General features: G+C 60.3%; 17 protein-coding genes. 13 read left to right on the top strand and 4 right to left on the bottom strand.

Annotated elements, in window-relative coordinates; translation table 11 throughout:
- Positions 1–94 precede the first annotated feature (94 nt).
- The 8 genes from C3Y91_RS37095 (at position 95) to C3Y91_RS37060 (ending at position 8,834) form a co-directional block, all read left to right on the top strand.
- Positions 95–1,591 (top strand): CoA-acylating methylmalonate-semialdehyde dehydrogenase, encoded by a 1,497-nt coding sequence (locus C3Y91_RS37095; RefSeq protein ID WP_018070268.1) that lies wholly within the window; start codon positions 95–97, stop codon positions 1,589–1,591.
- 302 nt (positions 1,592–1,893) lie between these two features.
- Positions 1,894–2,376 (top strand): iron-responsive transcriptional regulator RirA, encoded by a 483-nt coding sequence (rirA, locus tag C3Y91_RS37090; RefSeq protein WP_003545647.1) that lies wholly within the window; start codon positions 1,894–1,896, stop codon positions 2,374–2,376.
- 337 nt (positions 2,377–2,713) lie between these two features.
- Positions 2,714–4,309: an ABC transporter substrate-binding protein gene (locus tag C3Y91_RS37085; protein WP_018070266.1), complete on the top strand. Its 1,596-nt coding sequence runs from the start codon at positions 2,714–2,716 to the stop codon at positions 4,307–4,309.
- An 87-nt stretch (positions 4,310–4,396) separates the two neighbouring features.
- Positions 4,397–5,401 carry an ABC transporter permease subunit gene (locus C3Y91_RS37080; protein ID WP_018070265.1) on the top strand — a complete coding sequence of 335 codons (1,005 nt, stop codon included), beginning with the start codon at positions 4,397–4,399 and terminating at the stop codon, positions 5,399–5,401.
- 9 nt (positions 5,402–5,410) lie between these two features.
- A complete protein-coding gene (locus C3Y91_RS37075; protein WP_018070264.1) occupies positions 5,411–6,301 on the top strand; it encodes an ABC transporter permease subunit in 891 nt (296 codons plus the stop codon).
- Positions 6,301–7,317, top strand: a complete 1,017-nt coding sequence (locus C3Y91_RS37070) for an ABC transporter ATP-binding protein (protein WP_020397434.1) — start codon at positions 6,301–6,303, stop codon at positions 7,315–7,317. Before C3Y91_RS37075 ends, C3Y91_RS37070 begins: the two co-directional genes overlap by 1 nt.
- Entirely contained in the window at positions 7,314–8,267 is a 954-nt protein-coding gene (locus C3Y91_RS37065) for a peptide ABC transporter ATP-binding protein (protein ID WP_018070262.1), read from the top strand. The genes C3Y91_RS37070 and C3Y91_RS37065 overlap by 4 nt, the downstream gene beginning before the upstream one ends.
- A gap of 27 nt (positions 8,268–8,294) precedes the next feature.
- Positions 8,295–8,834 (top strand): gluconokinase, encoded by a 540-nt coding sequence (locus tag C3Y91_RS37060; protein WP_018070261.1) that lies wholly within the window; start codon positions 8,295–8,297, stop codon positions 8,832–8,834.
- Here C3Y91_RS37060 and C3Y91_RS37055 read toward each other — a convergent pair.
- The 3 genes from C3Y91_RS37055 to C3Y91_RS37045 form a co-directional block, all read right to left on the bottom strand.
- On the bottom strand, positions 8,824–10,074 hold the full coding sequence (locus tag C3Y91_RS37055; protein ID WP_130689376.1) for an NAD(P)/FAD-dependent oxidoreductase: 1,251 nt from the start codon (positions 10,072–10,074) through the stop codon (positions 8,824–8,826). The two genes, C3Y91_RS37060 and C3Y91_RS37055, sit on opposite strands and share 11 nt — an antisense overlap.
- 76 nt (positions 10,075–10,150) lie before the next feature.
- Complete coding sequence (locus C3Y91_RS37050) at positions 10,151–10,654, bottom strand: isoprenylcysteine carboxyl methyltransferase family protein (protein ID WP_018497420.1); 504 nt, start codon at positions 10,652–10,654, stop codon at positions 10,151–10,153.
- On the bottom strand, positions 10,651–11,703 hold the full coding sequence (locus tag C3Y91_RS37045; RefSeq protein WP_130689377.1) for a type III polyketide synthase: 1,053 nt from the start codon (positions 11,701–11,703) through the stop codon (positions 10,651–10,653). Before C3Y91_RS37045 ends, C3Y91_RS37050 begins: the two co-directional genes overlap by 4 nt.
- Positions 11,704–11,875: 172 nt before the next feature.
- Between C3Y91_RS37045 and C3Y91_RS37040 the strand changes: the two genes are divergently transcribed.
- The 3 genes from C3Y91_RS37040 to C3Y91_RS37030 are packed head-to-tail and all read left to right on the top strand — an operon-like array spanning position 11,876 to position 13,865.
- Positions 11,876–12,412, top strand: coding sequence for a tetratricopeptide repeat protein (locus tag C3Y91_RS37040; RefSeq protein ID WP_018497422.1), 537 nt, complete (start codon positions 11,876–11,878; stop codon positions 12,410–12,412).
- Positions 12,413–12,459: 47 nt separating this feature from the next.
- A complete protein-coding gene (locus C3Y91_RS37035) occupies positions 12,460–13,065 on the top strand; it encodes an RNA polymerase sigma factor (protein ID WP_130689378.1) in 606 nt (201 codons plus the stop codon).
- The gene (locus C3Y91_RS37030) at positions 13,062–13,865 is read left to right on the top strand and encodes an anti-sigma factor family protein (protein ID WP_168576416.1); all 804 of its coding nucleotides are present in this window, start codon (positions 13,062–13,064) and stop codon (positions 13,863–13,865) included. Before C3Y91_RS37035 ends, C3Y91_RS37030 begins: the two co-directional genes overlap by 4 nt.
- Before the next feature lie 24 nt (positions 13,866–13,889).
- Here the strand turns inward: C3Y91_RS37030 and C3Y91_RS37025 are convergent, their stop codons facing one another.
- Positions 13,890–14,696, bottom strand: coding sequence for a glycosyltransferase family 2 protein (locus C3Y91_RS37025; RefSeq protein WP_018070254.1), 807 nt, complete (start codon positions 14,694–14,696; stop codon positions 13,890–13,892).
- Positions 14,697–14,949: 253 nt separating this feature from the next.
- Between C3Y91_RS37025 and rfbA the strand changes: the two genes are divergently transcribed.
- The gene (rfbA, locus tag C3Y91_RS37020) at positions 14,950–15,861 is read left to right on the top strand and encodes a glucose-1-phosphate thymidylyltransferase RfbA (protein ID WP_018070253.1); all 912 of its coding nucleotides are present in this window, start codon (positions 14,950–14,952) and stop codon (positions 15,859–15,861) included.
- A gap of 24 nt (positions 15,862–15,885) precedes the next feature.
- On the top strand, positions 15,886–16,260 hold the full coding sequence (locus C3Y91_RS37015; RefSeq protein ID WP_018070252.1) for a sugar 3,4-ketoisomerase: 375 nt from the start codon (positions 15,886–15,888) through the stop codon (positions 16,258–16,260).
- The last annotated feature ends 1 nt before the right edge of the window (position 16,261 follow it).

Below are 16,261 nucleotides of genomic sequence, written 5' to 3'. Positions count from 1 at the left end.
CTATAATTTACGCACAACGGTTGCTTATATCAGCGCATTGATTTGTGCAAATTGAAGTGCGATTGTCGGCCATCGAAAAACAGGAGGAACACCCATGCGTGAGATCGGTCATTTCATCGGCGGCAAGCAGGTTGCCGGCACCAGCGGCCGCGTAAGCAACGTCTACAATCCGGCAACAGGCGAAGTACAGGCGACGGTCGCACTCGCAAGCGTCGAGGAACTGCGCGCTGCCGTCGAAAACGCCAAGGCTGCACAGCCGAAATGGGCTGCCACCAATCCGCAGCGCCGTGCCCGCGTCTTCTTCAAGTTCGTCGAACTCTTGAACAAGCACATGGACGAGCTTGCCGAAATCCTCTCCAAGGAGCACGGCAAGACGATCGAGGATGCCAAGGGCGATGTCATTCGCGGCCTTGAAGTCTGCGAATTCGTCTGCGGCATTCCCCATCTCGCCAAGGGCGAGTTCACCGAGGGCGCTGGGCCTGCGATCGACATGTATTCGATTCGCCAGCCGGTCGGCATCGGCGCCGGCATTACCCCCTTCAATTTCCCGGGCATGATCCCGATGTGGATGTTTGCGCCGGCGATCGCCTGTGGCAACGCATTTATCCTGAAACCCTCCGAGCGTGATCCCTCCCTGCCGATCCGCCTCGCCGAACTGATGATCGAGGCCGGCCTGCCCGCCGGCATCCTCAACGTCGTCAATGGCGACAAAGGCGCCGTCGACGCGATCCTCACCGATCCCGATATCGGCGCCGTCTCCTTCGTCGGTTCCACGCCAATCGCCCGCTACGTCTATGGCACCGCGGCGATGAACGGCAAGCGCGCCCAGTGCTTCGGCGGCGCCAAGAACCACATGATCATCATGCCCGATGCAGACCTGGATCAGGCCGTCAACGCGCTGATGGGCGCAGGTTACGGCTCGGCCGGCGAGCGCTGCATGGCGATCTCGGTTGCCGTTCCGGTCGGCGAGGAGACAGCCAACCGCCTCGTCGAGAAACTGACGCCGAAGATCGAATCTCTGCGCATCGGCCCCTATACCGACGACAAGGCCGACATGGGCCCGCTCGTCACCAAGGAAGCCTATACCCGTGTTCGCGGGTTGATCGACCGCGGCATCGAGGAAGGCGCCAAGCTCGTCGTCGACGGCCGCGATTTCAAACTCCAGGGCTATGAAGACGGCTATTTCGTCGGCGGCTGCCTGTTCGATCACGTCACGCCGGAGATGGATATCTACAAGACCGAGATCTTCGGACCTGTGCTCTCCGTCGTTCGCGCCAACAACTATGAGGAAGCGCTGTCGTTGCCGATGAAGCACGAATACGGCAACGGCGTTGCGATCTACACCCGCGACGGCGATGCCGCTCGCGATTTTGCCTCGCGTATCAATATCGGCATGATCGGCATCAATGTTCCGATCCCGGTTCCGCTCGCCTACCACTCCTTCGGCGGCTGGAAGGCCTCGAGCTTCGGCGACCTCAACCAGCACGGCACGGATTCGATCAAGTTCTGGACGAAGACCAAGACCGTCACCGCCCGCTGGCCCTCCGGCATCAAGAGCGGCGCTGAATTCGTCATGCCGACGATGAAGTGATCGTGACCACATTCCAATCTGCAATCTGGAATTCGGGGGCCTTTGGGCCCCCGAATTTTTCCTCGTTATAGTGACTGCCGGCGATTATCGGTCCGGCGTCGAGGATGTCCAGCGCCGAGGTCAAACTGATGCGCAAGGCGCCCGAGCGCAAGCAGGCGATCTTCGATGACGTTGGGATCCTGGAGCGGGATTGACGTCGCGGCAAATGGCCTCATAAGCTGAATGCGAATTTCATATTTTGGAATTGTTCAAAACTAGCAAACCGCCTATATAGGTCTGAACAGACGAGTCAGGAGAATGGCATGCGGTTGACGAAGCAGACGAACTATGCGGTTCGCATGTTGATGTATTGTGCTGCCAACGACGGGCACTTGAGCCGGATTCCGGAAATCGCCAGGGCCTATGGCGTTTCCGAGCTCTTTCTTTTCAAGATCCTTCAGCCGCTGAACAAGGCGGGTCTGGTCGAAACCGTGCGCGGTCGCAATGGCGGCGTGCGCTTGGGCAAACCGGCCGCCGACATTAGTCTTTTCGACGTCGTTCGGGTGACGGAAGACAGCTTCGCCATGGCCGAATGCTTCGAGGATGACGGTGAGGTCGAATGCCCGCTGGTCGACAGCTGCGGTTTGAATTCGGCACTGCGCAAGGCGCTTAACGCCTTCTTCGCCGTGCTGTCGGAATATTCCATCGACGACCTCGTCAAGGCGCGTCCGCAGATCAATTTTCTTCTCGGAATTACCGGCGAGCCGGCATATCGCAAACCCGCGATCGTTGCCCCCGCCGCCTGATTTAAAGATCAGAATTTGCTTCTGAACCGCGGTTGCCCTGGCAACCGCGGTTTTTGTTTTTGCGGACGTCTCATCGGCCTCCGAATGCTGGGAAAATGCCGGTTGCATGTCGCGATGGGCGCGCTTTTATACCAAATGCGACAAAATTTCGGTCATTTTTGTCCGAATATTTCCAAATGCGGCTGATTTTTGACTGAAAATTTCTAAAATTGTCCAGCTGGAAAATTTTTCTGCATAGCCCGTTGCTTTCAGTAGATAAATATCGTTCCATCAACCGTCGATCGAGATGCATTCTACGATCTCCAAACATCAAGAAGAACAACCGGGAAACAATATTATGAAAAAGATCTCTGTCCTCCTGGCAGCGACGGCCCTGATTTCCGTCATGGCGACGTCGGCCTGGTCCAAGACCCTTGTTTATTGCTCCGAGGGCTCGCCGGAAGGCTTCGACCCGAGCCTCTATACGGCAGGCACGACCTTCGACGCGTCGTCGCGCACGGTCTATAGCCGCCTCGTCGAATTCAAGCATGGCGGCACCGAGATCGAGCCGGGCCTAGCCGACAGCTGGAGCGTTTCGGCCGACGGCACGGAATACACCTTCAAGCTTCATCCTGGCGTCAAGTACCAGACCACCGACTTCTTCACGCCGACGCGCGATTTCAACGCCGACGACGTCATCTTCTCGTTCGAGCGTCAGCTTAAGGCTGACAATCCGTGGAACAAGTATGTCGAGGGCGGCTCTTACGAATACGCCGCCGGCATGGGCTTCCCGGAGCTGATCAAGTCGATCGAGAAGGTCGATGACCTCACAGTCAAGTTTGTCCTCAATCATCCCGAAGCGCCGTTCCTCGCCGATCTCGCCATGGACTTCGCCTCGATCGTCTCCAAGGAATATGCCGACAAGCTTGCTGCCGACGGCAAGATGGCGCAGATGAACCAGCAGCCGCTCGGCACCGGCCCGTTCACCTTCGTCGCCTACCAGCCGGATGCTGTCATCCGCTACAAGGCGAACGAAACCTATTTCAAGGGCAAGGAAAAGATCGACGATCTGGTTTTCGCGATCACCTCTGATGCTGCCGTCCGCGCGCAGAAGCTGAAGGCTGGCGAATGCCACCTCATTCCTTATCCGAATGCGGCCGACGTCTCCGAACTCAAGAAGGACGAGAACCTGACCGTGCTCGAGCAGGCCGGCCTGAACGTTTCGTATCTTGCCTACAACACCTTGATTGCTCCCTTCGACAAGGCCGAAGTCCGCAAAGCGCTGAACATGGCGATCAACAAGCAGGCGATCGTCGACGCCGTCTTCCAGGGTGCCGCGGCCGTTGCCAAGAACCCGATCCCGCCGACGATGTGGTCCTATAATGATGCCGTCGTAGACGACAAGTACGACCCCGATGCGGCGAAGAAGATGCTGGCCGATGCCGGCGTCAAGGATCTGAAGATGAAGATCTGGGCGATGCCGGTTTCGCGTCCGTACATGTTGAACGCGCGCCGCGCCGCAGAATTGATGCAGGCCGACTTGGCCAAGGTCGGCGTCGATGCGGAAATCGTCACCCATGAATGGGCCGAATATCTGAAGCTCTCCTCCGACAAGAAACGCGACGGTGCCGTGATCCTTGGCTGGACCGGCGACAACGGCGACCCTGACAACTTCATGGATACGTTGCTTGGCTGTGATGCTGTCGGCGGCAACAACCGCGCTCAGTGGTGCAACAAGGAATTCGACGATCTGATGACGAAGGCCAAGCTGACGGCCGACGTCGCCGAGCGCACGAAGGCGTATGAGCAGGCTCAGCTGATCTTCAAGAAGGAAGCTCCCTGGAATACACTCGACCACTCGTTGGTCTTCGTTCCGATGAGCAAGAAGGTCTCGGGCTTCTTCATGGATCCGCTCGGAATTCACCGCTTCGACGGCGTGGACATTTCCGAATAATAAAAAATCTGTAAACTACCCGGTCAACGCCGGGTGCGGCCGGCGGTCAGGTTCCCCTGACCGCCGGAAACTATTGGAAAACCTGCTATGTTGCGTTTTTTCATCGGCCGCCTCGCGGTGCTGATCCCGACATTCCTTGGCGTTTCGCTTATAGCCTTCTCGTTCATCCGCATGATCCCCGGCGACCCCGTCATGCTTTTGTCGGGTGAACGTGTGATGGCGCCGGAACGTCACGCCCAGATCATGCATGATCTCGGTTTCGACCGGCCCATATATGTGCAGTATTTCGATTATCTCGTAAAAGTGCTGCACGGCGATCTTGGCACCTCGATCGTCACCAAGCGGCCCGTTCTCGGCGAGTTCTTTACATTGTTCCCGGCAACGCTGGAGCTTTCGCTCTGTGCCATCATCATCGCCGTCTGTCTTGGCGTGCCCGCCGGCGTCTTTGCGGCCGTCAAGCGAGGCACGTGGTTCGATCAGAGCGTGATGGGTGTCGCGCTCATCGGTTATTCCATGCCGATCTTCTGGTGGGGCCTGCTGCTCATCATCTTCTTCTCCGGCTATCTCGGCTGGACGCCGGTTTCCGGCCGCATCTCGCTGATGTATTTCTTCAAGCCGGTCACCGGGTTCATGCTCGTCGACAGCCTGCTGTCGGGCCAGAAGGGGGCTTTCGCCTCGGCCGTCAGTTACCTCATTCTGCCGACCATCGTGCTGGCGACAATTCCGCTCGCGGTTATTGCGCGCCAGACGCGTTCGGCGATGCTCGAGGTTCTGGGCGAGGACTATGTCCGCACGGCGCGCTCGAAGGGCCTGAAGCCGCTGCGCGTCGTCGGCGTGCATGCGCTGCGCAATGCGATGATCCCTGTCATCACCACGATCGGCCTGCAGATCGGCGTCCTTCTTGCAGGCGCCATCCTCACTGAGACGATCTTCTCCTGGCCGGGCATCGGCAAATGGATGGTCGATTCGGTCTTCAAGCGCGATTATGCCGTGGTCCAGGGTGGTCTTCTGCTGATCGCCGGCGTCATCATGCTGGTCAATCTGATTGTTGATGTCCTCTACGGCTTCATCAATCCGCGCATTCGTCATTAGGAGCGGTCCATGAGCACGGTCACCGTCAAAACCGGCCAGCCATCCGCTCTTGCGGAGTTCTGGCATTATTTCTCCCGTAACAAGGGCGCCGTCATCGGCCTCGTTGTTTTCGTAATCATCCTCGTCGTGGCAATCCTCGCGCCGCTCTTTGCGCCGCACGGTCCGAATGAGCAGAACCGCGCAGTCCTGCTGTCGGTACCATTCTGGATGCAAGGCGGCAGCGCTTCCTTCCCGCTTGGAACCGATGCCGTCGGCCGCGATATCCTCTCGCGCCTGATCTACGGCGCGCGCTTCTCGCTCTTCATCGGCGTCGTCGTCGTCACGCTTTCGGTCATTTCAGGCGTCCTGATCGGCCTCGTCGCCGGATTTTTCCGCGGCAAGATCGATACGGCGATCATGCGCCTGATGGATATCATCCTGGCCTTCCCGTCGCTGTTGCTCGCTCTCGTGCTGGTGGCCGTGCTGGGACCCGGTCTCACCAATGCGATGATCGCGATTTCGCTGGTCAACCAGCCGCATTTCGTGCGCCTGACGCGCGCCTCGGTCATGTCCGAGCGCGAGAAGGAATATGTCATCGCCTCGCGCGTCTCAGGCGCGGGCACTTTCCGCCTGATGTTCCAGACGATCCTGCCGAACTGTCTTGGGCCGCTGATCGTCCAGGCGACGCTCGCCTTCTCGGCGGCGATTCTCGATGCCGCCGCCCTCGGCTTCCTTGGCATGGGCGCCCAGCCGCCGACACCCGAATGGGGCACGATGCTTGCCGAATCGCGTGAGTTCATCTCGCGCGCCTGGTGGGTGGTGACATTCCCGGGTCTTGCCATCCTCATCACCGTTCTCGCCATCAACCTGATGGGCGACGGCCTGCGCGACGCGCTCGATCCCAAGCTGAAGAGGTCGTGATGTCCCTTCTTGAAATCGAAAATCTGACTGTCGAATTCCAGACTTCCTCTGGTCTTTTCCGCGCCGTCGACGGCGTATCGCTTGCCTGCGACAAGGGCGAGATCCTGTCGATCGTCGGTGAATCCGGCTCGGGCAAATCCGTTGCCATGCTCGCCCTGATGGGGCTTCTGCCCTGGACAGCGAAGATCACCGCCGACCGCATGCAGTTCGACGGCCAGGATCTGCGCGGCATCTCCGCCCGCCAGCGCCGCAGGATCGTCGGCAAGGATATGGCGATGATCTTCCAGGAGCCGATGTCGAGCCTCAATCCGTGCTTCACGGTCGGTTTCCAGCTCGGCGAGACCCTGCGCGTCCATATGGGCCTCAACCGCAAGGAACGCCGCCAACGCTCGATCGAGCTCTTGAACCTCGTCGGCATTCCGGCGCCGGAAGACCGCCTGTCGAACTTCCCGCATCAGATGTCCGGCGGCATGAGCCAGCGCGTCATGATCGCCATGGCGCTCGCCTGCAATCCGAAGCTCCTCATCGCCGACGAGCCGACCACCGCGCTCGACGTGACGATCCAGGCGCAGATCCTCGACCTGCTCGTTCGCCTGCAGAAGGAGCAGGGCATGGCGCTGGTGCTGATCACCCACGACATGGGTGTCGTCGCCGAAACCGCCGAGCGCGTCCAGGTGCAATATGCCGGCCAGAAGGTCGAGGAACAGCCGGTGAGGGCGCTGTTCCGCGATCCGCATCATCCGTATACCGCAGCCCTGCTCGCCGCTCTGCCGGAACGCGCCAAAGTCGGCCAGCGTCTTCCCTCGATCGCCGGTGTCGTTCCCGGCCAGCATGGTCGCCCGACGGGCTGTCTGTTTGCGCCGCGCTGCGGCTTTGCCACGGTCGAATGCGATCGCGGCGTCGTCCGCCAGGGGCCGGAGCTCGGACTGGCGCTCTGCAACTATCCTTTGAAGGACGGCAAGCCGCTCGGACATCCCGGCATCATGGCCGTTGAAACTGCAGGAGACCTCGTATGACGGGCGCTGTTCTCGAGGGCAGGGATCTCGCCCGCTTCTACACCGTCAATCGTGGCCTGTTTAAAGCCGATGCCACCGTCAAGGCGCTGAACGGCGTTAGCTTCAGCCTGCATTCCGGCAAGACGCTCGCCGTCGTCGGCGAATCCGGCTGCGGCAAGTCGACGCTCGCTCGCCTGGTCACGATGATCGAGAATCCGACATCGGGGCAATTGCTGATCGACGGCAAGCCCGCCCAAGTCGGCGACCGCAGCCTGCGCAGCCAAGTGCAGATCGTCTTCCAGAACCCCTACGGCTCGCTCAACCCGCGCCAGAAGGTCGGCTCGATCCTCGAAGAGCCGCTGAAGATCAACACCAATCTCGACGCTGCCGCCCGCCGCCGCAAGGTGGAGGAGATGATGGCCCGCGTCGGCCTGCGTCCGGAGCATTATGGCCGCTATCCCCATATGTTCTCAGGCGGCCAGCGCCAGCGCATCGCCATTGCCCGCGCCCTGATGCTGCGGCCGAAGGTGCTGGTGCTCGACGAACCGGTTTCGGCGCTCGACCTTTCGATCCAGGCGCAGGTGCTGAACCTGTTGATGGACCTGCAGAAGGAGATGGGGCTTGCCTATCTCTTCATCTCGCACGGCCTGTCCGTCGTCCATCATATCGCCGACGAGGTGATGGTAATGTATCTCGGCCGTCCCGTGGAAACCGGTCCCGCCGCCGAGGTCTTCGCAAGGCCGCGCCATCCCTATACGGCAGCCTTGCTGTCGGCGACGCCGATCGCCGATCCCGATCGCGAAAAGACCCGCATTCGCCTGCAGGGTGAACTGCCTTCGCCGTTGAAGCCGCCGTCGGGTTGCCACTTCAATCCGCGCTGCTGGAAGGCGCAGGACCATTGCCGCCAGGTTTCTCCCGAATTAACTGGGGAAGGCACACATCAATATGCCTGTCACTTCCCGCTCGATTGAGCGGGAAGATAAGCCCGAGGAGTAAACATGCCGGATGAGCAGATGAACAGGCCTCATGCGATCATCGTCATGGGGGTCAGCGGCTGCGGCAAATCCTCTGTCGGCGAGAAACTCGCCGAAGCTCTGCACCTGGCCTTCGTCGAAGGTGATGCGCTGCATCCCGCCGCCAATGTCGAAAAGATGTCGAAGGGCATTCCGCTGACCGATGAGGACCGGATGCCCTGGCTCGACCGCATCGGCGAAGACATCAAGGCCTCACTGGAAAAAGGCGAGGGCATTATCGTCTCCTGCTCGGCGCTGAAGCGTCTCTATCGCGACAGGCTCAGGGCTGCTGCCGGCGGCTATCTGTTCTTCGTCTATCTCGAAGGTTCCAGGGCGCTGCTGATGAAGCGTATGGGCGAGCGCAAGGGACATTTCATGCCGGCCTCGCTGCTCGACAGCCAGCTGGCGACGCTTGAGGTGCCCACAGATGAGCCGGGCGTCGTCACTGTCGATATCGACGACTCGGTGGAAGGTATTACGGCAACGGCCTTGAAAGGTCTCGCCATACTCGGCGTCACGGCTTGAAACGCTGCGGCGAATAGGCCGCAATATCGATGAACGGCGTCTCGCCGGTGATGACTTCGGCAAGCACACGGCCGGTCACTGGCCCGAGCGTCAGCCCGTGATGGGCATGGCCGAAGGCAAACCACAGGCCCTGATGGCGCGGCGCCTTGCCGATGATCGGCATCATGTCTGGCGTGCAGGGGCGCGCGCCCATCCAGGGTTCGGGATCGAGCCTGCCGCCGAGCGGGAAGATCGTGCGCGCCGCGGCTTCGGCGCGGCCGAGCTGGACCGGCGTCTTCGGCGCGTCGAGCGTTGCAAATTCCGCCCCTGTCGTCAGGCGGATGCCGCGGTTCATCGGCGCAAGGAGATAGCCGCGTTCGGCATCGAGCGTCCAGTTGTTGAGCACGGCATTGCCCTCGGTGGCATAGTGCATGTGATAGCCGCGCTTGACGCCGAGCGGGAAGGAGTAGCCGAGCCGGCGCGTCGCAACGGCCGCCCAGGGACCGAGCGCCATCACAGCATCGTCGGCTTCGAGCGGACCTTCCGCGGTCATGATTTTCCAGCCGGAGCCGAACGGACCGAGCGAGGCGGCGTCGCCCGCGACGAACCGGCCACCGAGGCTCTCGAAATAGCGGCGATAGGCCGATGTCAGCGCATGCGGGTCGAGCACCGACCAGGGGTCGCGCCAGCGGATGCCGCCGGCGAAATCGCTGGTCATCATATGAGGCTCCATGCGGGCGATATCGGCCGAGGTCAGGCTGTCATACTCGACGCCGAATTCATTCTGCCAAAGTGCTGCCTCTGCAAAAGCCGCGTCGCGCTTGGCTTCACTGCGGAAAATCTTCATCCAGCCGTCCTTGCGGATCAGCGCTTCGGCCTGCGACGCCTCGATCAGATCCTTGTGTTCGACAACCGAATTTTCGATCAGCGGCGCATAGGCCCGGGTGATGTTCGCATGGCGGCGCGCATTGGAATTCCACCAGTAGCGAGCGAGAAAGGCGATCTGGCTCGGCAGCGTGCGCAGGTGATAATGTGCATCGATGCGGTTATTCAGCGCATAACGCAGCAAAAGCCCGAGCTGCTGGGGAAAGCCATAGGGCATGACACCTTCCCGCTGGATCAGGCCGGCATTGCCGAACGAGGTTTCATTGCCCGGATCCTTGCGGTCGATCAGCGTCACCTGCCGGCCGCGCCGCTGAAGATGGATGGCCGTGGAAACCCCGACGATGCCGGCGCCGAGCACGATTGCGTTTTTCGTCATTTCCGCTTGCATTCCGCTTTGTCTAATGCGGTGAAAATGCCCGCGCCGATACCGCGACGCAAACGGAAAATCGCATTCATTTCAAAATCATTGCGCTTTTCAGTGCGGCATTTTCAGCCTTCACGCGGACATGGAGGATAAGCGCGTTGAGAAGAGAAAAGACGATCGCGTAAAGCGGCAGGCCGAAGGCGAGGGGAAGGGCGGCGATCTCGCCGACGACGATCGCATAGTTCGGATGGCGGAGGAAGCGATAGGGCCCGGATCTGACGAGCGGCGCGCCGGGCAGGACGATGATACGCGTCGTCCAGCGGCCCTTCAGCGTGGCCAGCACCCAGAGCCGCAGCGCCTGCAGCCCCATGAACACCAGAAACCAAAGGAGCGCGACTGGCCGGCCCGGTGCAAGCAGCCAAAGCCCGATGATCCAGCCGGCATGCAGCGCTACCATGGTGGGATAATGCTCGGGTGCCACCTCTCTGGCGCCTCTGGCAAGAAGCGCCGCCGTGTTGCGCCGGGCGAGCACGAGTTCCGCCAGCCGCTGCAGCGTCACGAATGCCAGAAGCGCGATCGACGGCCACATCATGCCGCCCTCCGCAGCGTCACGCAGCTGGCCGAAAAGCCCGGCCCCATGGCGATCATCGCGGAGCGCGCCGGCAACCCGGCGCGGATTGCCCGCTCCAGCACGAACAGGATGGTTGGCGAGGACATGTTGCCATATTCGGCAAGCACGGCGCGCTCGTGATCGAGCGTGCCCGGCACCAGCGAAAGCGCGCTCTCCATCGCGGCCAGCACCTTCGTGCCGCCGGGATGGCAGATGAAGCGGTCGATATCCTCCGGTTTCAGCCCGTTGCGCGCCAGAATAGCCCCCACCGCCGGGCCAAGCTCCTTTTCGGCAAAGGGCGGCAGCGATTGCGCCAGTACGATGCCGAAGCCGCCGTCGTCGATCTTCCAGCCCATGATATCGAGCGTGTCGGGAAAGAGATGTTCGCCGGTCGACTCCACCTCCGCCAGCCCGTCTTCGCCTGATCGCAGCACGCAGGCGGCTGCGCCATCGCCAAAAAGCGCTGTCGCGATGATGTTCGGCCGCGTCAGCTCGTCCAGCCGGAAGGCGAGCGTGCAAAGCTCGATCGAGACGAAAAGCACAACAGTGCCCGGCCGGCTTCGCGCCAGCCGCGAGGCGATCGCAAAGCCCGACACGCCAGCCGCACAGCCGAGCCCGAAGACCGGCACACGTTCGATATCGGGTCTGAAACCCATCCTGCGGCTAAGCTGTGCATCGAGGCTCGGCGTCGTAAAGCCGGTGGAGGAGACGGTCACGACACAGTCGACATCGCTGGCCTCAAGCCCTGCCTGGCGAAGGGCGGAGCTGGCAGCCTCGACGAATAGCCCGCCTGCCACCTCTGCAAAGGCCTGCATCCGGTCCTGCCAGCCATGCGGCTCGTCGAACCAGGCAAGCGGCCGCGCCGCATGACGCTTTTCGATACCGGCGCTGTCGAAGACGCGGGCAAGATGGCGGAAATCCTCGAAGCGGTCGGCAAACAGCCGGGCCGAGGCTTCGACCGCCTGTTTCTGGAAAATGACATGTTCTGGTGTGGCGACGGCGAGGCTGACGAGTTTCACGGTATCGGTCACGGAGTTCTCCTTGTCGTTCCCGGCGCAACGACTGAGAACACGCCTACGCCGAAATTATTCGGATCAGCGCGCTTCACGAAACCGTGATGAAAAAAAATGCGAGGAGCAGCCGAATAAAGTCCGAAGCAGCGGTGTTCTCTCCTCGCAACGTCATTTCTAGAGGAGTTTCCCTATGACGATCATGACAGCCCGCATCGCTTCCATCGTTCTCGGCGGCTGCCTTGTCGCTTCTGTCTTCTCCGGCCCGGTCTTTGCGGTTGGCGATAACAGTAGCACAACGCCCACCTGCAAGAAGGGCGAGATCTACGACCAGAAGACCAAGAAATGCGTCAAGCAGCAGAGCGCCAACGTCTCCGACGAGAACCGCGCCGACTATGCCTATTCGCTGGCCAAGGCCGGTCGCTATGAAGAGGCGCTTGCCGTGCTCGACACCGTCAAGGACCAGAACACCGCGGAAGTGCTGAATTATCGCGGCTATGCCACCCGCAAGCTCGGCCGCACCGACGAAGGCATCTCCTACTACCTGCAGTCGGTGAAGATGGATCCGCAATATGCCAAGGTCCGCGAATATCTCGGCGAAGCCTATGTCATCAAGGGCCAGCTCGATCTCGCCAAGGACCAGTTGAACACGATCAAGGCGATCTGCGGCACCGGTTGCGAGGAATATCAGGACTTGAACGCCGCGATCCTTGACCCTTCGAAGATCTGATCGGCCGGTCACGGGCGGGAAAACGGAAGCACGAAAGGGATGTAAGAATGTCGGTCGCGCGCAGCCATTTTCCTGCCTATAGTCGCGCGAGAATGGAATCGCCGGTTCATCCGGCGGTTCCAAGGGATGCAGGATTGGCGGAGGCGGCCATCGCGAGCGAAGCGGATATCAGAAGCGGCCTGACGGAAAATCTGGCAAGGCTCTGGCGTTATGGTCTCGTTCTCTCGCATCAGCGCGATATCGCCGACGACCTGGTCCAGGCGACCTGCCTTCGTGCGCTGGAGCGCGCCGATCAGTTCATCTCCGGCACCCGGCTCGACCGCTGGCTGTTTTCGATCCTGCACTCGATCTGGCTGAACGAAATTCGCTCCCGCCGGGTGCGCCAAGGCCAGGGTTTCGTCGATGCTGGGGAGACGCTGACCTTCGACGGCGCGCACGACACCGAAACGCATGTGATGGCCCATCAGGTGCTGAAACAGGTGAATGCGTTGCCTGAGGCGCAGAGGACGGTGGTTTTCCTCGCCTATGTGGAAGGACTTTCCTATCGCGAGGTTGCAGGCATACTGGATATCCCGATCGGAACCGTGATGAGCCGGCTGGCTGCTGCCCGCGCCAAGCTCTCCGGCGCCGGACCGGAAGGGGGACGGCAATGAACACGAAACACACCATTCCCTCCGACGAGGACCTGACCGCCTTCATCGACGGCGAGCTGACGGCCGAAGAGGCCGCGCGCATTCAAACCATGGTGGAGGAAGACGAGAGCACCGCCGAACGGCTGGAATTCCTGGCGCGCGCCAGCCTGCCGTTCAAGCAGGCCTTCGCCCCGCTGCTGTCGGAAGCCCCGCGCGAGAAGCTGGAGACGATGCTTGCCGCCATCCCGGCGCAGCCGAGCGCAAGACCTGCCTCCACGCCCGCATTCGCCAGCCGTCGCCGCTTCCTCGGCGCACTCGCGGCCTCGCTCGTCGTCGGCATCGCCATCGACCGCGCCGTCATCGGCATCGGCAAAGGCTTTTCGGCAAAGGACGAAAACGGCGAATGGCGCACCGTGGTCGCCGATTATATCTCGCTCTATACCGCGGAAACGCTCGCCGGCCCCGTCCCTGGCAGGGAGGACCAGGCCGCCCAGCTCGCCAGTCTTGACGAAAAGCTCGGCCTGTCACTCTCCCCTGAAGCCGTCTCGCTCCCGGGGATCGATTTCAAACGCGCCCTGCTGCTGCAATATGACGGTAAGGCGCTTGCCCAGGTCGCCTATCTCGACCCCGAGACCGGCCCGATGGCGCTCTGCATTGTCAAGTCTGACGCGGGGCCGAAGGCGCCGGACCTCGAAAACCGCAAAGGTATGAATGTCGTCTACTGGTCGAACGCGACGCACGCCTTCATGCTGATCGGGCATGCTGCGGCGGATCGGATGACGGCGATTGCGGAAGGGGTGCGGGGGAGGGCGGCGGTGTGACCGGCTATTGGCGGCGGCGTGGATTTACGCTGATAAGTCCTGCGATCGATTGCGCATCAGGAACTGGCCTAACCGGTTCACGATCTTAAAGGCCCAGAACATCGATGTTGAGACCTTGAGGCCGTGGTCGGCAAGGGCGCGCAGCACCTCCTTGTTCTGACGCGATATATTTTGAACGTTCTTGTTCGTGGCGCCCCCTAAGCGCATTCTGACCAGGACTCGCGGGATATAGATTGTTCTGATCTGCACGACCTCCAAAAATCGCATCATCAGCTCGACGTCGGCTGCAAGCCGATAACGCAGATCAAACCGCCCGAACTGTTCATAAATGCTACGTCGAACATAGAAGGTCGGATGTGGCGGACACCAGCCGCGGGCGAAAGAACCGGATCTGAACGCACGCGATTTCCAATAGCGGATCTTGCGATCGATATGCCGGTTGGAAACATAGACGAGATCGCCGTAACAGCCGTCATATGCTTCATCATCCAGCGCAGCCGCCACAGTTCCGAGGGAGTCGCCGCTCTCGAAAACATCATCCGCATTCAGGAATCCAATAATATCGCCGGTCGCTAGACCAATCCCTTTGTTCATCGCCTCATAAATACCTCCATCCGGTCCCGAAAGCACACGGCGGTTCTCGGCCGGTGCCGAAGCGATGATGGCGAGCGTAGAATCTTTTGAGCCGCCGTCGATGATGATGTGTTCGAAATTGCGGTAGGTTTGAGTGTCGATGGACCGTAAGGTATCAGCGATGGTCTGCTCGACATTCCAGCAAACGGTGATGAGGCTTATCCGAGGAGGGCTTGGATGGGCAGTGTCTGCGACCATTTTGACGGGTGTCTTGCTCGTATTCGAAGAGGCGAAATCTAGCCAACCCGTAGCAGACGGAAAGGCAGCGCCGCAATCTAGTACTGCAAGTTATCCTCGATCAATGCCGTATTGGTTGGCGGTTGAACTGCTCCTCCTCTCGCTAAGTGCATTGCATGGGGATCGATCTATCTGTAGTGAGCACTGTCGAATAGCGATCGTCATCACGACAACCTTGCGAATGCGCGGGGATTGACCAGTTGCAGGAGGTCTCTTGTCTTTGAAGAAAAAGCTGCGCAAGGGCATATTGCTCGCCGGGGGCTCGGGCACTCGGCTCCATCCCGCGACTCTCGCCATTTCGAAGCAACTTCTTCCGGTTTTTGACAAACCGATGATCTACTATCCCCTGTCAACGCTGATGCTGGCAGGTATCCGGGATATCCTGATTATCTCTACGCCGCAGGACACCCCACGATTTGAACAGCTGCTGGGTGACGGCGCCCAATGGGGATTGAATCTTCAATACGCCGTGCAGGCCGCGCCGGAAGGAATTCCCCAGGCATTCTCGATCGGCAGAGAATTCATCGGGCGAGAGGCAACCGCCCTCGTGCTTGGAGACAATATCTTTTACGGCAACCTGCTGACTCATGATCTATCCGCGGCTTCCGCGAGGTCGGACGAAGCGACGATCTTCGCGTATAAAGTCCACGATCCCGAACGGTATGGGGTGGTGGAATTTGACGGTCAGGGCAAAGTCCTCACCCTGGAGGAAAAGCCATCCAGGCCCCGCTCTTCTTATGCTGTGACGGGTTTATATTTCTACGACAATGACGTGATTGACATTGCTGCCGGTTTGAAACCCTCACCGCGCGGCGAAACCGAAATTACCGATATCAATCGGCATTATTTGTCCGCCGGCAGGCTGAATGTTGCCGTCCTGGGGAGGGGGCATGCGTGGCTTGATACGGGCACGCACGATTCACTCCTTGAAGCCAGTCAGTTCATTGCCACCATCGAGCGTCGCCAGGGGCTGAAGATTGCCTGCCCCGAAGAAATCGCCTTTCATTTGGAATACATAGATGCCGAGCAGTTGCTAAAGCTGGCAGCTCCACTTGAAAAGAGCTCTTACGGTCGATACCTCATCAGCCTGGTGAGGGAACCAGCTCCGCATTTCCCAACCGGCTGAACCGGCAAAACTGGAAAACCAATCTTGTCTGCTTTTACCCTGCTTACGTTAAAGACGATGTCCGACGCACGAGGCGCGTTGACCGTCATGGACGGAATACTGCCATTTCCGGTCGTCCGGAGCTTCTGGATCTATGGTGCCGACGGATATAAACGCGGCGGCCATCGTCATCACCGGACTCGGCAGGCGTTGGTGGCGCTTTCGGGAAGCGTGGTGATTTCGATGGACGATGGAAAAGCTCAGGAAGAGATCACCTTGTCGTCGCCGGACCAGTGCCTGCTGGTCGAGCCAAGGGACTGGCACGAAATGACCTTCGGTCCGGGTTCGATTCTGCTCGTTTTTGCCTCTCACGGATATGATAAGGACGACTACATCGACACCCCCTATGAACGGCTCTGAG

Origin of the sequence: Rhizobium ruizarguesonis (genome assembly GCF_012349115.1) — a bacterium.
Lineage (GTDB): Bacteria > Pseudomonadota > Alphaproteobacteria > Rhizobiales > Rhizobiaceae > Rhizobium > Rhizobium ruizarguesonis.
The sequence above is the reverse complement of the archived record's forward strand: the minus strand, read 5'-3'. Positions and strand labels throughout refer to the sequence as shown.

Bases quoted from the DNA above. Each gene is read 5' to 3' on its own strand.
- C3Y91_RS37095 (WP_018070268.1), top strand. From the start codon at position 95: ATGCGTGAGATCGGTCATTTCATCGGCGGCAAGCAGGTTGCCGGCACC.
- rirA (WP_003545647.1), top strand. From the start codon at position 1,894: ATGCGGTTGACGAAGCAGACGAACTATGCGGTTCGCATGTTGATGTAT.
- C3Y91_RS37085 (WP_018070266.1), top strand. From the start codon at position 2,714: ATGAAAAAGATCTCTGTCCTCCTGGCAGCGACGGCCCTGATTTCCGTC.
- C3Y91_RS37080 (WP_018070265.1), top strand. From the start codon at position 4,397: ATGTTGCGTTTTTTCATCGGCCGCCTCGCGGTGCTGATCCCGACATTC.
- C3Y91_RS37075 (WP_018070264.1), top strand. From the start codon at position 5,411: ATGAGCACGGTCACCGTCAAAACCGGCCAGCCATCCGCTCTTGCGGAG.
- C3Y91_RS37070 (WP_020397434.1), top strand. From the start codon at position 6,301: ATGTCCCTTCTTGAAATCGAAAATCTGACTGTCGAATTCCAGACTTCC.
- C3Y91_RS37065 (WP_018070262.1), top strand. From the start codon at position 7,314: ATGACGGGCGCTGTTCTCGAGGGCAGGGATCTCGCCCGCTTCTACACC.
- C3Y91_RS37060 (WP_018070261.1), top strand. From the start codon at position 8,295: ATGCCGGATGAGCAGATGAACAGGCCTCATGCGATCATCGTCATGGGG.
- C3Y91_RS37055 (WP_130689376.1), bottom strand. From the start codon at position 10,074: ATGACGAAAAACGCAATCGTGCTCGGCGCCGGCATCGTCGGGGTTTCC.
- C3Y91_RS37050 (WP_018497420.1), bottom strand. From the start codon at position 10,654: ATGATGTGGCCGTCGATCGCGCTTCTGGCATTCGTGACGCTGCAGCGG.
- C3Y91_RS37040 (WP_018497422.1), top strand. From the start codon at position 11,876: ATGACGATCATGACAGCCCGCATCGCTTCCATCGTTCTCGGCGGCTGC.
- C3Y91_RS37035 (WP_130689378.1), top strand. From the start codon at position 12,460: ATGTCGGTCGCGCGCAGCCATTTTCCTGCCTATAGTCGCGCGAGAATG.
- C3Y91_RS37030 (WP_168576416.1), top strand. From the start codon at position 13,062: ATGAACACGAAACACACCATTCCCTCCGACGAGGACCTGACCGCCTTC.
- C3Y91_RS37025 (WP_018070254.1), bottom strand. From the start codon at position 14,696: ATGGTCGCAGACACTGCCCATCCAAGCCCTCCTCGGATAAGCCTCATC.